Origin of the sequence: Pinibacter soli, assembly GCF_029961145.1 — a bacterium.
In the GTDB taxonomy this organism is placed as follows: Bacteria; Bacteroidota; Bacteroidia; order Chitinophagales; family Chitinophagaceae; genus Pinibacter; species Pinibacter soli.
This window is the reverse complement of sequence record NZ_JASBRG010000007.1, coordinates 2,323,980-2,340,485: the sequence shown is the minus strand read 5'-3', so window position 1 is coordinate 2,340,485 and position 16,506 is coordinate 2,323,980. Positions and strand designations below refer to the sequence as shown.

At 40.0% G+C, this 16,506-nt stretch carries 13 protein-coding genes; 10 read left to right on the top strand and 3 right to left on the bottom strand.

What is annotated here, in order from left to right; genetic code table 11:
• Positions 1 to 50: 50 nt before the first annotated feature.
• Positions 51 to 899, bottom strand: a complete 849-nt coding sequence (locus tag QJ048_RS19840) for a hypothetical protein (RefSeq protein WP_282336173.1) — start codon at positions 897 to 899, stop codon at positions 51 to 53.
• Positions 900 to 1,198: 299 nt separating this feature from the next.
• Between QJ048_RS19840 and QJ048_RS19835 the strand changes: the two genes are divergently transcribed.
• From QJ048_RS19835 to QJ048_RS19820, 4 genes are all read left to right on the top strand, one after another.
• Positions 1,199 to 2,119 carry a DUF3667 domain-containing protein gene (locus tag QJ048_RS19835; RefSeq protein ID WP_282336172.1) on the top strand — a complete coding sequence of 307 codons (921 nt, stop codon included), beginning with the start codon at positions 1,199 to 1,201 and terminating at the stop codon, positions 2,117 to 2,119.
• A gap of 6 nt (positions 2,120 to 2,125) precedes the next feature.
• Positions 2,126 to 2,908, top strand: a complete 783-nt coding sequence (gene mazG / locus QJ048_RS19830) for a nucleoside triphosphate pyrophosphohydrolase (protein WP_282336171.1) — start codon at positions 2,126 to 2,128, stop codon at positions 2,906 to 2,908.
• Complete coding sequence (locus tag QJ048_RS19825; RefSeq protein WP_282336170.1) at positions 2,905 to 6,669, top strand: ATP-binding protein; 3,765 nt, start codon at positions 2,905 to 2,907, stop codon at positions 6,667 to 6,669. The genes mazG and QJ048_RS19825 overlap by 4 nt, the downstream gene beginning before the upstream one ends.
• Before the next feature lie 401 nt (positions 6,670 to 7,070).
• Positions 7,071 to 8,375 carry a DUF2130 domain-containing protein gene (locus QJ048_RS19820; RefSeq protein ID WP_282336169.1) on the top strand — a complete coding sequence of 435 codons (1,305 nt, stop codon included), beginning with the start codon at positions 7,071 to 7,073 and terminating at the stop codon, positions 8,373 to 8,375.
• A 152-nt stretch (positions 8,376 to 8,527) separates the two neighbouring features.
• On the opposite strand, the gene QJ048_RS19815 is transcribed toward QJ048_RS19820, so the two are convergent.
• On the bottom strand, positions 8,528 to 9,130 hold the full coding sequence (locus tag QJ048_RS19815) for a hypothetical protein (protein ID WP_282336168.1): 603 nt from the start codon (positions 9,128 to 9,130) through the stop codon (positions 8,528 to 8,530).
• A 238-nt stretch (positions 9,131 to 9,368) separates the two neighbouring features.
• A complete protein-coding gene (locus QJ048_RS19810; RefSeq protein ID WP_282336167.1) occupies positions 9,369 to 9,974 on the bottom strand; it encodes a hypothetical protein in 606 nt (201 codons plus the stop codon).
• A gap of 150 nt (positions 9,975 to 10,124) precedes the next feature.
• Here QJ048_RS19810 and xerD point away from each other — a divergent pair, with 150 nt between their 5' ends.
• From xerD to QJ048_RS19780, 6 genes are all read left to right on the top strand, one after another.
• Entirely contained in the window at positions 10,125 to 11,024 is a 900-nt protein-coding gene (gene xerD / locus QJ048_RS19805; RefSeq protein ID WP_282336166.1) for a site-specific tyrosine recombinase XerD, read from the top strand.
• A 415-nt stretch (positions 11,025 to 11,439) separates the two neighbouring features.
• A complete protein-coding gene (locus tag QJ048_RS19800; RefSeq protein WP_282336165.1) occupies positions 11,440 to 12,153 on the top strand; it encodes a GNAT family N-acetyltransferase in 714 nt (237 codons plus the stop codon).
• Between the two features lie 15 nt (positions 12,154 to 12,168).
• Positions 12,169 to 12,894, top strand: coding sequence for an energy transducer TonB (locus QJ048_RS19795; RefSeq protein ID WP_282336164.1), 726 nt, complete (start codon positions 12,169 to 12,171; stop codon positions 12,892 to 12,894).
• Between the two features lie 103 nt (positions 12,895 to 12,997).
• Positions 12,998 to 14,194 carry an argininosuccinate synthase gene (argG, locus tag QJ048_RS19790; RefSeq protein ID WP_282336163.1) on the top strand — a complete coding sequence of 399 codons (1,197 nt, stop codon included), beginning with the start codon at positions 12,998 to 13,000 and terminating at the stop codon, positions 14,192 to 14,194.
• 98 nt (positions 14,195 to 14,292) lie between these two features.
• Positions 14,293 to 15,279 (top strand): N-acetyl-gamma-glutamyl-phosphate reductase, encoded by a 987-nt coding sequence (argC, locus tag QJ048_RS19785; protein WP_282336162.1) that lies wholly within the window; start codon positions 14,293 to 14,295, stop codon positions 15,277 to 15,279.
• 86 nt (positions 15,280 to 15,365) lie between these two features.
• The gene (locus tag QJ048_RS19780; RefSeq protein WP_282336161.1) at positions 15,366 to 16,496 is read left to right on the top strand and encodes an aspartate aminotransferase family protein; all 1,131 of its coding nucleotides are present in this window, start codon (positions 15,366 to 15,368) and stop codon (positions 16,494 to 16,496) included.
• The last annotated feature ends 10 nt before the right edge of the window (positions 16,497 to 16,506 follow it).

The following is a 16,506-nucleotide window of genomic DNA, read 5'->3' as shown; positions in this document are numbered from 1 at the left end:
GTTTTCTGGCATGTATCAGGTGCAACGGAGATGCATTCAATGCGTCTCTACTATTTCGTGTATGTATAATCATACAGAATCTTTCCCTGCAATTCATTTTTTTTGTTGTAACAAAAATCAGCGGCCTTCAAACCATCTTCATCATATTTGTAATACCATTTCTGATAGTCATTGCTGCCTTCGGGAACAACGGTCATTACAGAAATTTTGTTCGATTCGTCGTACTCAAACATATAGTCAGGCAACATGCGCTTTGCCTTCTGGTTATATCTAACTACGTCTGTAAGCCTGTGTTGATCGTCATAGTAGTAAAATACAGCAGGCTGAGGGATCGCCACATTTCTTTTTGCATGTTCTTCCGTTGGATTTCCTTTGTCGTCCAGGACATAGGTGATCCAGGTAGTGTCAGCTCCGTTACGGATTCTTAGCATAGAAACGGGATTGCCTTTTTCGTTGTATTGCCATGTATGTACTTCAACGTTCATAATGTTTGCAGCACGGCTGGTACTTTTTATACTTTGCAATTTGTTTGACGCATCATAGCTGTAATCCGTTGTTGATACAAGGTGTGAGGAGCTGTCAATTGTTTCTATGAGCAGATTATTTTTGTTATAGAATGCAGTAAAGAATGACTCGCCTGCATCGGTTGTTTTTGTGTAGGTAACAACTTTATTTTCTGCAGCAGAAACTTTTTGATTGCAGTCAAATCCTTCAGTTACCTCATTGGTTTGTATAAAACTTTTAAGAACCACCGTGGCGACATTTGCCTTTTTCATGAGTTGGTAATTGTTGCTCACCTGCCGTGTGGTAATAATGTCCTTGTAATAATATTGTGCATTTACACACAGTGAAACAAGAGCAAAGGCAAGGCATGTTAAAAACTTAGGTATGCTTTTCAATCTTCAAAATTTTAAATGAAACAATCTTCAAAAGGGCCAATGTGATTCGCCTACAATGGGCGGTTTGATCAGAAAGGCAAAGTAATAGTTTATTTGCTAAAATATACCCACTCTTTCGTCTGAATACTTGCTGCTCAATCAAATTTGTATTTATTTTTAACGAAATTTAACCTGTGTCACATTTTCACCAACGAATAGAAAAAAACTGTCTTAACTGCGAAACTGAAGTAATTGGCCGCTATTGTCACGTTTGTGGTCAGGAGAATATTGAGCCTAAAGAATCCTTCGGTCATTTAGTAATGCATTTCTTTAATGACATTACGCATTTTGACGGTAAGTTTTTCAGCAGCGTGAGGTTGCTGTTTAAGAAACCAGGTTTTTTGGCCAAAGAATACCTGAAGGGGCGCCGTGCCTCATATCTGAATCCTATCAGAATGTATGTGTTCACTTCAGCAATATTCTTTTTCCTGTTTTTTGCATTTTTCAAACCGGGGATTCATCCTGGCAAAGAGCGTAAAAATGACCCGAAAGCAATGGCAAAAGTCGAGGATAAGATGGACGCTGAGGATTCAATTGCGTTGGCCAAATCAAAGAGATTCTCCCAAAGCATTCCTATTACTTTTGATTCTACCAATAAGATAAGTATCAGTGGCGACGGACAGGAGTTTACAGATAGAGCGGAATATGACAGATACCAGAAGTTACTTCCTAAGGAGAAAAGAGATGGGATCCTAAAAAGACTATATGTGCATCGTATGATATCGTTGCACAAAAAATATGACAGGCCTGAAGGTGGTGGTGGTAATGAGCTTGTAGATGATCTGCTTGAGAGATTTTTCCATTCACTACCATATATGTTGTTCGTTTCGCTGCCATTGTATGCATTGTTTTTGAAATTGCTGTATGTGCGGAACAAGCAATTTTATTTCGCAGATCATTGCATTTTCCTGGTCTATCTGTACATCTTCACGTTTATCTTTTTACTTGTATTCTTTACGTTGTCAAGAATTTCAGGGTTTGCGCATTTTTCCTGGTTATCGTATATCCTTATTTTGATGTTCCTGGGAGGCGTTTACTACGCTTACAGAGCCATGCGAAATTTTTATGACCAGGGAAGGCGTAAAACGATCGTTAAATTTCTTATATTCAATATATTAACTTCGGTATCACTGCTACTCCTTTTTACGGTTTTCTTTGCTTTTTCAGTATACGTAATATAATTTTTTATGGAACAGGAAAATTTGTCGGCAAGCTTCTTAAAATTAGTGCAGATCATGGATGACCTCAGGGAGAAATGCCCCTGGGATCGCAAGCAAACTATTCAAACGTTGCGCCAGCAAACCATTGAAGAGACCTTTGAATTAGCAGATTCGATTACAGACGAAAGCTGGAAGGGGATAAAGGAGGAGCTGGGCGATTTGTTGCTGCATATCCTGTTCTACTCAAAAATTGGAACGGAGCAACAGCATTTTACTTTGACAGAAGTGATCGATGGCATTTCGGAAAAATTGATTTTTCGCCACCCTCACATCTACGGCGATGTACAGGTGAATGACGAGGAAGATGTAAAAAGGAACTGGGAAAAACTGAAGCTAAAAGAAGGGAAGAAGTCTGTGTTGAGCGGAGTTCCAAAGTCATTGCCGGCTACCGTTAAAGCCATGCGATTACAGGAAAAAGCAAAGCAGGTGGGCTTTGAATGGGACAATAAAGAACAGGTGTGGGATAAAGTGCAGGAAGAATTGCAGGAATTGCAGGAAGTGGTAAAAGAAAATGATAAGAACAGAATAGAAGACGAGTTCGGCGACGTGGTGTTTTCGCTCATCAATTACGCACGGTTTTTGCAAATAGATGCTGAAAATGCGCTGGAAAGAACAAACAAGAAGTTCATACAACGCTTTACACAAATGGAACTCATTGCTTCAGAACAAGGCAAACAGCTGCACGATATGACCTTGCAGGAAATGGATGCCCTTTGGAACACTGTTAAAAAGCAAAAGCAATCATCTTGAGAAGTTTTATTTCTGAAATTCTAAAACGTAATGCCTACTTCATATTAGCCGCAGCATGGCTCTTCACCATTGCATTTATCATCAACAATTATTGGAATTCATATTCTTCTGTTGAAAAAGTGCGCAATGGGATTGAACGACGTCTGCAAAAAATTGAAGAAGATGTTCAAGAATTTAGTGACGATAAAACATTACAAGGTGAGCTGCTGAGTGAAAATCCTTCTGAGAAGACGATCGGTGAAATGGTTGACAAATCGTTTGGCATTTATCTTTTTACTTTGGATGAGTACAATGAACCCCAGCTTAAGTTTTGGAACACGCAAACCGCCATTCCAGACAGGGATCTGTTATTCAGTGCAGATTCGACATCCTTTGTGAAGCTTAGCAATGGTCAGTATGAGTTTATAAAAAAGCAATCTGCCTACAATGGAAAACCATTGATCATAGCGGCTTTGATACCCATAAGGAAAGAATACTTCATTGAAAATAATAACCTCGCCAGGGAAATAGAAGGTTTTTCGGAAGCGGAAAAAAAGGTTTCTCTCACCACCTTTCAAACGGATTATCCTGTTTATTCTAAAAATGGAAACGTGTTGTTTTTCCTCGAAGCAAAACGAAACACACATCCCGCAAGCAACAATAATTGGCTTTCACTTACATTCATGCTTATTGGCATTGCGTTTCTGATGTTTTTTATAAACAACGCTGCGCATAGCATTTCAAGTAAATACGATTATAAAACAGGGATCGGTTTTCTGCTGCTGGTTATTCTCATCTTACGCGGAGTTATTTATTTGTTTCCGGGCCTGCTCAACTTGCGGCAGTTCATGCTTTTCGATCCTACGATTTACAGCTCAAATATTATCTTCAGTTCGCTGGGTGACCTACTGATAAACGTATTTCTTTTCTGCTGGATAGTGTTGTTTGTACGAAGGGAAATTGGCGACAAAGATTTCAGCCGTTATATAAATACAAGATGGCAATGGCCGCTGTACATTATCAATATCTTTTTGTATGTAGCGGTTACGTTTGCCGTTGCTCGCATAATACAAAGCCTGATAGCGGATGCGAGGATTTCATTTAACGTAACAAATTTCTTCAGCATTCTAAATCAATACAGCTTCGCCGGTTTCGTGGTGTTGGCGGCTATTACATTCGGTTACTTTTTTCTTTCGCAGATCATTCTCAAAATTGTGCAGCCGCTGAATATTGACAAGCCTTACATGCTTTATCTTTCAATTGCTATTGCCGGTCTGATCCTGTTAAGCATTGTAACGCAAACTTCGTTTGTTGAGCTAAATATTTACGTACTTATCTGGCTGCTGTTCTATACATGGTTACAAAAGCAAACCTTTTTATCCGATCTTGGAAACAGGTTCAATATATCCCAGGTTATCTTCTGGTTGTTTATTTTCTCAATGTCGGTTGCCTCCATCATTATTGAAGAAAATAACAAAATAGAAATTGAGCAACGCAAACGGACAGCGGAGAAACTGGCATTGCAGGCGGATCCTTCCAGCGAAAGGCTTTTGAGCATTGTGCTTACTTATGTAGACAATAATTTTCTTTACGGGAATTTTGAACGTTTCAGATTGCCTATCTCAAATGCTTATTTGAAAGATAGTTTGATCAACAAAAATTTCAGCGCTTATTTAGACAGGTACAATAACCATATTTACACATTTGACGGATCTGAAAAACCGCTCTTTAACGAAGGTTCCGTTTCATACGACACATTAAATACGATTTTTCAGATTGAAGGGAAACCTACAACAGTAAATGATCTTCGATATTTTGAAAGAGCGTTTGATAAATATTCCTACATCAGTAAGAAAACTGTGACTGATACATTAGGCAACACGGTGGGTTATTTCTTCATGCTTTCCGATCCCAAGTTTTACAAGAGCGATGCGCTTGTGCCGGAGTTGTTCAAGCAGAAGAAAGATTTTCTTCCTAATGAATATTCGCCGTTTTATTCTTATGCCATTTACGACAGCAGGGAGCTCTTAACCAATTTCAATGACTATCCGTTTCCAACGCAGTTGGATTCAAGTATGCTTCCCAAAAATGATTTCACGCAGGTGAAAAGAAACGGTTACGATGAACTATGGTATCGCGATAACAACAAGGTGGTAGTTATTGCAAAGAACAATAATTACTTCATCGAAGCGATCACATTGTTCGCGTATCTCTTTAGTGCATTTATATTGCTGGTGGCTTTATTCCGCATCATTGCGCTCATTATACAATCGGGCCTGCGTTGGAAAAATCTAAAGCCTTACTGGCAATTAAGTTTGCGCTCGCAAATACATGGAACGATCATTTTCATCAGTCTGTTTTCCTTTCTTGTAATTGGTATAGCAACAATTTTCTTTTTCATTAACCGCTACAATCAAACCAAGCAGGACAGACTAACCAAGGCAATTCAAACAGTTAACAACGAGATAGAGAATCGCGTAAAGGGAGACATTGGATTTCGTGATATCATGCGCCTTTACAAGATGGGTGTCGACAAAGATCTGGAGGATATGATATCAAGGGTTTCTGAAATTCACGGTGCTGACATAAACCTCTATAGTCTTGAAGGTGATTTGAAAACTTCATCGAATCCTTTCATTTACAACAAAGGAATTCTAAGCAACAAAATGAATCCGCTTGCTTACTATAATGTACACAATAAAAAACTGGTACAGTATGTGAACCAGGAAAAAATGGGTGGTGTGGATTATCAGAGTGTGTATTGCCCGTTACGGGATGACAGGGGCGAAGCATACGCTTACCTGAACATTCCATCTTTCGATACACAAACAGAATTGAAAAGGGAGATATCCAACTTCCTTGTAACGATCATTAATCTTAATGCATTCATATTCCTTATCGCCGGTATTATTGCGCTTGTAATTACAAACCGCATCACCTCATATTTCACGCTCATCGGAAATAAGATGAAGGAAATTAATCTCGGCACCATGAACGAAGAAATTACATGGAGCCGCGATAATGAAATTGGAGGTCTGGTGAAGGAGTATAACAAAATGGTGAAGAAGCTCGAAGAAAGTGCCGCAGCGCTTGCTAAAAGTGAGCGGGAAGGGGCATGGCGGGAAATGGCGAAACAGGTGGCGCATGAGATCAAGAACCCACTTACGCCAATGAAGCTGAGTATTCAATACTTGCAAAAAGCTATCGACAATAACATGCCGAATGTGAAAGAACACACGGCAAACGTGGCAAGGACGCTGGTGGAACAAATAGATCACCTTTCAAAAATCGCCTCCGATTTTTCACAGTTTGCCAATATTGGAAACGTGAGAAATGAAGTGTTCAATCTGAATGACGTTTTATCCTCACTCGGTTCATTATATGAAAAAACAGAAAACTTCGAATTGTCATTGAATCTGCTGCCACAAAGAATCTATGTACTGGCCGATAAGACACAGTTGAACCGTTTGTTTACAAATCTTTTACAAAACGCTGTTGAAGCCTGTTCAAAGGAGGAAAACCCGGAAGTGATCATCAACGAAATGATCGAGGATGGAAAAGTGATTATTACTGTAAAAGACAACGGTGAAGGCATTCCCACTGATACCAGAGCCAAGATATTCATTCCAAACTTCACTACTAAGTCTTCCGGAACGGGCCTTGGGCTTGCGATGAGTAAAAGTATTGCTGAACATGCCCGTGGAAATATTTGGTTCGAAACCGCCGAGGGCGTCGGTACTACATTTTTTGTTGAACTTCCTATTGTGAGAATGGTCGATTGAATGAGGAATCAGAAGTTAGAAATTAGGAATTAGAATTAGCGGACGACTGCTTTTTTCTAATTCCTAACTCAATGTCGTTTAGTTAAGCAACTTTTCAATTACTTAGTTGCTATGGCCAGAAAAGAAAGACTGCTTGTCATCCCGACGAAGGAGGGATCTGCGTGATTGTTTACGCTTAGTGTTCGTTAGTGTTAGGCCAGATCCCTCGTTCCTCAGGATGACAAGCGAGATGCTTTTGTTTTTTCAAACACCTTAACTAAACGACATTGAATTCCTAACTCCCAAATTCTGTGTTACTTTAGCTGATTGAAAATCAATGCTAAGATTGTAGTAAATATGAAAACTAATTTTTTTAGCAAAAAATGAAAGCTGTTTCGTAAAATTGTATAAATATTCAGAAGATGCCTACGCAAATAAAATGTACGAATTGTGGTCATGAGTTTCCCTTAGAAGATGCATTGAACGACGAGTTGAAGGAAGCAATTGAAAAAGAAAAGCAAGAGCTTCGTCAGCAGGTGATTGACTACAAGAAGACAAAGGATGAAGAACTGAAGCGCAAGGATGAAGAATTTTCTGTGATCAGGAGAAAACAGGAGGAAGAGTTTGCGGCCAATGCCAGAAGGCAGGAGGAAAAATTTCAGCTGCAATTGGAAACCGAAATAAAGAAGAAAAATCAGCAGCTCGAGGAAAATCTTCGTAAAAGTATAACGGCTGATTATGAAGGCAAGCTGGAGTTCCTTGAACTAAATAACAAGGAGAACGAAGAAAAGCTGAAAGAAGCAAGAAAGAAAGAAATTGAATTCTTACAAAAAGAAAAGGAGCTGCAAAATAAGGAGGCAGAGCTTGAGCTTTCCTTGCAACGCAAGCTGCAAGAGGAGCGCAGCAAGCTTTCTGAGGAGATAAGGCAAATTGAAGAACAGAAAAATGCCGCCAAAGAAACGGAGTTTAATCTTCGCTTAAAAGAATTGGAAAAGCAACTGGAGGACCAGAAGAAGCTTGCTGAAGAAATGAGGCGCAAGGCGGAGCAGGGTAGTATGCAATTGCAAGGCGAGGTGCAGGAGCTGGCACTCGAAGAAATGTTGCGTGCCTCGTTTCCGTTTGATGTGGTAAGTGAAGTAGGTAAAGGTGTTCGTGGTGCAGACTGTATCCTTACTGTAAGAAATAACTTTGGACAGGAGTGCGGTAAGATAATCTTCGAAAGTAAACGTGCAGAAAATTTTGGAGGCGAATGGGTGGAAAAACTAAAGAACGATATGCGTAGCCAGCAAGCAGATATCGCTGTACTGGTCACTAAGAAAATGCCGAAGGATATGGACAAATTCGGTGATATAAGTGGCGTGTGGGTTTGTTCGTTTGCTGAAGTAAAGCCGCTTGTACATGTGCTGCGTGACGGTCTTGTAAAAATTGCCACAGCAACAAAATTCCAGGAAAATCGCGGTGATAAAATGCATTTGCTCTACAACTATTTGACCAGCCATGAATTTGCAGAGCAATGGAACGCCATCCGTGAAGGTTTTATGAGCATGCGCATTTCCATACAAAAAGAGCGTGACGCCATGGAGAAACTCTGGAAAGCAAGAGAGAAGCAACTTGAAAAAGTATTGCTGAACGCTGCACACATTCGCGGCTCAATAGAAGGCATAGCCGGTCAGGATTCCATCGATTTGAATTTACTGGATGATGCTGGTAGCGATTTGCTGAATTAATAATTGAATAACTGAATGACTGAATAACTGAATGTTCATTTTCGATTTTGCATTATGAATACGAGACAGTTATTCAGCTACTTAAGGCAAAAGGCCTGACGCTGAGATTCTCTGCGTTAGGCCTTTTGCGTTTTTGCTTTATGCGTTCAGTCCTATTTCGTTTGTTTTTCGATGAACTTTGCCAGTGCTTTTCCAGCGTCAGCATAAGTTTCAGCTAGGCGGGCTCCGGTGTCAAAATCTGCACCCCAGAAATCTCTTCCAAGCGCTTTGTCCAAAGAGATTCTCGCCAATACTTTGTTTTTATTTGCAGTTTCTACAATAACTATTTCAGCATTGTGCTGTGCATTTTTTCTTGAAATACCAATGTTGTAGCCGGGCTCAAGGAAAGTAGTTTTGTAGACCAATGTATATTTTGAAGTGCCTTTGTCGCTCACCTGTAACGCAGTGTTTTTGGTAAACAGCTCTTCAAATTTTGGTTTGTACCTGTTGTCACGATCGTCGATCCAGGCTTTGGCCCATTTGTCGCCTGTGCCGGCCTCTTTCTTGTTCATGTCTTCTTTCTTCTTGTCAATGTAATCTTTCTCATTGTCGTATTTGCCCACTTTTACATTCTCGTAGACAAACTCAACGTTAACTGACTTCTCATTTCTTAGAAAATCAAGATTGCCATCTTCAAGTTTGATTTTTTGTGCGTGTCCCGTGACAGAGAGCGTGGTAATTGCCACGGCAAGGGTTAGTTTAAGCAATTGCTTCATAAAAAAAAGTTTTAAGGATTTAGGGCTACAATATAGTTGCAAAAAATAATAGCAGAAAAATAAAAAGCAGTGAATTGTGAAAAAAAGCGGTTAAAATGAGGCAACTGTATTTATTATCTTGCGGGGATAAGTAAAAACTCTTAGTGTAGGCAAGAGTCGAGAATTGTTTTCGGACTGGAAAGTCTAACGCTTAACGCAAAACGCCTAACGCATAGAAAGTGCGTTAAGCGTTCAGCTTCTAATGAAGTTTTTTCTCAAACATTTTTCCAATTTCCTTAGCGGCATCGGCATAGGTTTCGGCAAGCCGTGCACCAGTGTCGTAATCGTTAAAAGACATCGTTCTTCCCAGAGCTTTGTCTACAGTAATTTTCGCCAGCACTTTACTTTTATTGGCTGCATCAACAACGGTAAGTATAGCATTGTGTTGCGCATTTTTTCTGCTAATACCTATGTTATATCCTGGTTCAAGAAATGTGGTGTGGTAAATGATGGTGTATTTAGCTTTGCCATCGTTCGTAATCTTAAGAGTGGGGCAATGTTCCTGGAAAAGTTCCACAAACTTAGCTCTGTAGCGTTCGCCCTTATCATTTTCCCATTCCTTGGCCCATGTATCGCCGGTGCCGGGCTTTTTTCCGTTCATTTCAGCTTGTTTGTTGGTGACATAATCCTTCTCATTCTCGTATTTTCCCACTTTCATGTCTTCGTAAGTTAGTTCAAGATTGATTGCTGTTTCGCCTTTTAAGAACGACAAATCGCCCTGTTCAAGTGACAGTTTTTGAGAAAAGGTATTAGCCGAGGCCATAATGAATATGCCTGTACATGCAGCTTTTAATAATCGATTCATAAACTAGTGTTTAGTGGTAAAAGTATTGTCAATAACAAAAAAGCCTCATGATAGGTTGAGTGAAATGAAAAAATCGAAGTATCGATTGTATAATAGCCAGTAGGAGTATCAACTGCGATAATGTAATTTACATTTGTAAAAAAGCTGTACATGTGGGAACCCTATAAGAAAGGCTTCAAAGCATACCTTCAACTGGAAAAATCGCTTTCGGACAACTCAGTTGAAGCCTACTTGCGTGACATCGAAAAGCTTACGCAATTCATGCTGCAAACTGATGCCAAGAAATCTCCTGCACAGATTGAGCTAAAAAACCTCCAGCACTTTTTAAAATGGATCGCAGAACTAGGAATGACGGCTACTTCGCAGGCTAGAATCATTTCTGGCCTAAGAAGCTTTTATAAATATTGTTTGCTGGAAAATATTGTTACCAAAGATCCAACCGTATTGCTTGACGCACCTAAGCTAAAACGTTCGTTGCCGGATGTTCTTTCGTTTGAAGAAATTGAAAACATTATTGCGCAAATTGATCTCAGCAAACCTGAAGGAGGCCGCAACAAGGCCATTCTGGAGACTCTTTATAGTTGCGGTTTGCGTGTAAGTGAACTGGTAAACCTGACCATCAGCAACCTGCATTTAGACGTGGGATTTGTAAGGGTTATAGGAAAAGGCGATAAGGAAAGGCTGGTGCCTATAGGTAGTGATGCGACAAAATATATCAATCTTTACCGCGATGAGATACGGGTTCATGTTCCCATAAAGAAAGGCAACGAAGATATTTTGTTTCTTAACAGGCGAGGAGTAAAGCTTACAAGGGTAATGATCTTTTTGTTGATCAAAGATTTGGTGCAGAAGGCCGGCATTCACAAAACCATTTCACCGCACACATTTCGCCATTCATTTGCCACCCACCTCGTAGAAGGCGGCGCTGACTTGCGTGCAGTGCAGGAAATGCTGGGCCACGAAAGCATCACAACAACGGAAATTTACACGCACCTTGACCGGGAATTTTTGAGAGAGACGCTGCATAAGTTTCATCCGGCGTTTAAATAATTGAAAATTGACATTTGAAAGTTGAAAATGAACGGATTAGAAACCTAAGCTGAGAAAAAATCGCACATTGCCTCCCTTGAAAATCATAAAATATCATGAGCATCTTGATAATCTGCGTTCTATCTTTCTTAACCTTCACAAAATTTTTTCGAAAAAACTCTTTCATTATTTAAATTATATTATACTTTTGCGGCCAATAATTGTTCTTCTTAAAAAGACGGAATTGAACGATCAACTGCAACATATAAATTCTTCTTTGCAAGGCTTCCGACCGGAAAGCTACTGCATGCCTCGACCGCGACGTGGTTGCTGATAGGACGAGCCATTAAAACCGGCCCCTATCAGTGGAAAAATCCCAATAGATGAACGTCGCACGTTTTTTGAACTATTTTTCATTGATTTAATTTTTACATAATTGGAAAATCAGGAAATAATTGTCCGGGTGGCAACACCTGCCGACAAAGGCTATTCGCAATTGATTACCGATGAAATGGAAGCGTCAGCTAAGGCCCGCGGAACGGGTATCGCTAAGCGCTCACCTGAATACATTGCGAAAAAAATGGAAGAAGGTAAGGCTGTTATTGCTTTAACTAAAGATGGCGCCTGGGTGGGCTTTTGCTACATCGAGGAATGGAGCCATGGCAAATTTGTGGCAAATTCAGGACTTATTGTTTCCCCGGCATTCAGAAAAAGCGGCGTTGCCAAATCTATCAAGCAAAGAATTTTTGCACTCTCAAGAGAGAAATATCCCGAATCAAAAATATTTGGTCTAACCACTGGATTGGCTGTAATGAAAATCAACAGCGACCTGGGTTACGAGCCCGTTACATATTCTGAACTTACAGACGACGAAGAGTTCTGGGCAGGATGTAAAAGCTGCGTGAACTATGAAATCCTGATGAGTAAAGGTCGTAAGAACTGTATGTGTACTGCAATGCTCTATGATCCGAAAGATCATTACGAGCCAGTAGAAACAGCGCAGGATTTCAAACAGCATTCAAAACTGTACGAACGTTTCATGCGCCTGAAACAATCCAAGTTCCTTAAACCATTCCTGAAAAAAGAATCAAACGGCGGTGGAAGCGGATCTGGCGGCAGGTCCATATTCAGATCACTGTTTCATCTATAAACATTTAAATAAGTGGTGAAAAAAATCTTAGTTCTTGTAGTTGTGTTATTTGTTTCAATAGCTACATTTTCGCAAGTTGCTTCAGATGTTCCTTTGAATGGTGACGCTTTTGGAGTACTTAACGAAAGGCCAAGGTTTCCCAGTGGCGATCTCGGGTGGCATCTTTTTGTGAATCATAATTTAAGTTGCCCAGATTCGCTAAGAAGTAAAAATCAAAAACAAACTGTTGTTATTGGTTTTACTGTTGATAAAGATGGGACGCTGTCTGATTATAAATTTGTGTCTGGTGCCGAAAGTTTGAAGCACTATGCGTTAGATTGCATAAAAAAGTCTCCAAAATGGATACCGGGAAGGCAAAATGGCAGTCCAATAAAATTCTATCATGAAGCAGCAATTGTTTTTGAGGCTCCTATAACATTTGATGCTGTCGAAATCGAACCCGAATTTCCTAAAGGAGAGAGCGCATGGGAGGTTTTTTTACAAGATAGTCTTCAATATCCCAAATATGCACTTGTAATGAAGATTGAAGGCGTAGTTAAGGGCCAATTTTTAGTGGGTAAAGACGGCACAATTAATCAAATAAAAGCTTTATCAGGGCCAGAGGAATTACAATCTGCAGCTATTGACGTAATAAAAAAATCACCGAGATGGACTCCGGGCCTTCGAAATGGCAATCCAGTGGTCTTTATGAAAACATGTGATATTCACTTCTTGTTAGCTAATGATAAGAGTAAAAAATAAAAAAACTTTTAAGAAATGTGCTTGAAAGTTACTGAAACATTGAAGGGACATTTGCATTAAAAGAAGTACAAATGCTGGTAATCAAAAAATAAAACATCAAGTCATGTCAAAAAAAGTTGTTCTTGGTTTTAGCGGAGGATTAGATACCACTTACTGTGTAAAGTATCTGAGTGAAGATAAAGGTTACGAAGTGCACAGTGTAATCGTAAACACAGGCGGTTTTACCGAAGAAGAATTAAAACACATAGAACAACACGCTTATAAACTGGGCGTTAAAACACACACAACCGTTAACGCGGTTAAAGGTTATTATGATAACATTATCAAATACCTCGTGTTTGGCAACGTGCTAAAAAACAACACCTATCCATTAAGCGTAAGCGCTGAAAGGTTGAGTCAGGCATTGCACATTGCAGAGCATGCAAAAAAACTGAATGCTGATGCGGTTGCACACGGTAGCACCGGCGCAGGAAATGACCAGGTTCGTTTTGACATGATCTTCCACATCATGATCCCCGGTGTTGAAATTATTACTCCAATCCGAGACATGCGCCTTAGCCGCGAAGAAGAGATTTCCTATCTGAAAGTAAAGGGTGTGGAAATGAACTTCGAAAAAGCTGCTTACTCTATCAATAAAGGTTTGTGGGGAACAAGTGTAGGCGGTAGAGAAACGCTTTCTTCAAAAGGCATGTTGCCTGAATCTGCGTGGCCAACACAAGTAACAAAAAATGGGGAAGAAGAAGTAAAACTTCATTTTGAAAAAGGTCAGTTAACTAAAGTAAACGATAAAAGTTTCGATCACCCAACTGAAGCGATCCAATATCTGCAAAGCATTGCAGGCGGTTATGGTATTGGTCGTGATATTCATGTGGGCGACACCATTATAGGTATCAAAGGGCGCGTAGGTTTTGAAGCCGCTGCTCCAATGGTTATTTTGAAAGCGCACCACGCTTTGGAAAAGAATGTGCTTACAAAATGGCAATTGAACTGGAAAGATCAGTTGGCGCAATTCTATGGTAACTGGCTTCATGAAGGACAAATTCTTGATCCGGTAATGCGCGACATCGAATCATTCTTTGAACATTCACAGCAAAATGTAACCGGTGATGTGTATGTGCATTTGGCTCCTTATCGTTTTCAGGTGATAGGTATTGAGTCTGCTTATGATTTGATGAGCAGCAAATTTGGTAAATACGGAGAAATGAACAACGGCTGGAGCGGCGAAGACGTAAGAGGTTTCTCTAAGATATTTGGTAACCAGACTGCAATCTGGCAACAAGTGAACGAGTCTTCTAAATAAATCCGGAACGCAGATTTTCATGATTGTCATGATTTGTGAAGATCTTAATTGATCATGAAAATCTTGAAAATCTGCGTTCTCTCTAAAAAGATATTACAATGATCAAAGTTGGAATTATAGGCGGAGCGGGTTATACAGGAGGCGAGTTAATCAGACTTTTGATTAACCACTCTCAGGTTGAAATTCTTTACATACACAGCAAAAGCAACGCTGACAAACCTGTTTATACAGTGCACCAGGATTTAATTGGTGAAACAAAATTAGAATTCACAGGTGCTCTTGATAAAAAAGCAGATGTGGTGTTTTTATGCGTGGGTCATGGTGAAGCAAAGAAATTTGTAGATGAGAATGCCGATTTTTTAAAAGGCAGTAGGATCATTGACCTGTCCCAAGATTATCGTCTACACAATGACAATGCACGCCCAACCATCAACGGACAAGCAGTTGTATACGGTCTTCCGGAACTGAATAAAGATGAAATAAGAAAAGCGCAGCATATTGCAAACCCTGGGTGTTTCGCAACAGCAATTCAACTGGGATTGTTGCCTTTAGCACAAGCGAATTTGCTTGATGATGTTTATACAACAGGCATTACGGGCTCCACAGGCGCAGGACAAAGCCTTGCAACAACTTCACATTTTAGCTGGAGAGCCAATAATATACAGGCGTATAAAACGCTTACACATCAGCATTTGAAAGAAATCGGGCAATCGCTGAATCAACTGCAACCTGGAACAGAAATAGAACTGAGTTTCATTCCATGGCGAGGTGATTTTACAAGAGGCATTTTCGTAAGCTCACAACTTCATTGCGAGCTAAGCGAAGCTGCATTGATTGAAATGTATGAAACGTTCTATGCTGATGATCCTTTTACAACTATAAGCAAAGAGCCTATTTTCTTAAAGCAGGCTGTGAACACGAACAAGTGTGTGATTCAATTGGAGAAAGTGGGCAGCAAACTTGTTATACATACTATTATTGACAACTTGCTAAAAGGCGCGTCTGGCCAAGCAGTTCAGAACATGAACCTGATGTTTGGTTTGGACGAATGCACCGGATTGAAATTGAAAGCGAATTATTTTTAATAATTGCACTCAGATGATACTGATTGAGCAAGATCAGTGCAAATCAGTCTAGTCAGTGTCATCTGTGTGCCAACTAAAACTACAACATGAAACTTTTTGATGTTTATCCGCTTAATGACATTACGATTGAAAAGGCTTTAGGAGCGACTGTATGGGATGACAAGGGACAAGAGTACTTAGATCTTTATGGTGGCCATGCTGTAATTTCCATCGGACATACAAATCCTCATTACGTTAAGCGAATAGAAGATCAATTACACAAGGTTGGGTTTTATTCTAACTCTATAAAAATTCCTTTGCAGGTGGAGCTTGCTGAAAAGCTTGGTAAAGTTTCCGGCAAGGAAGACTATCAATTATTTCTTTGTAATTCCGGTGCAGAAGCAAATGAGAATGCATTGAAGCTCGCATCGTTTCACAACGGAAGAAAAAAGATAGTAGCATTTACAAAATCTTTCCACGGAAGAACTTCATTGGCAGTAGCTACGACTGACAATCCTGCGATCGTTGCACCGGTTAATGCAACATCAAATGTCTCATTTCTTCCTTTCAACGATGTGCAAGCACTCGAAGATCATTTTAAAAAAGAAGGTGATGAGATCAGTGCGGTGATTATCGAAGGCATTCAAGGTGTTGGTGGTATCAATGTAGCAAGCAACGAATTTTTGCAAGCGATCCGTCGTTTGTGCGATCAATATAACGCCGTATTTATTGCAGACAGTGTGCAGTGTGGTTATGGCAGAAGCGGTAAATTTTACTCCCAGGATTTTAGTGGCGTAAACGCCGATGTTTATTCAATGGCGAAAGGCATGGGAAATGGTTTTCCGGTTGCAGGCATTTCCATCGCTCCGAAACTACATCCTAAATACGGCATGTTGGGAACAACATTCGGAGGCAATCATTTGGCTTGTGCCGCTGCATTGGCAGTGTTGGAAGTTATTGAGCAAGACAACCTGGTTCAAAACGCTGAGAACATTGGTAATTACCTCATCTCAGAATTGAAGAAATTGCCAAAAATAAAAGAGGTAAGAGGAAGAGGCTTAATGATCGGTATCGATTTGCCGGAAGAATTGAAAGATGTAAAAAAGAATCTTTTGTTGAAACATAAAATTTTCACTGGCGAAGCAAAACCATACGTGATAAGACTCTTGCCGACATTGAACATAGGAATGAAGGAAGCGGATCAATTTTTGACCGCCTTGAAAGCAGAACTAGCGTAGTTGTGTACTA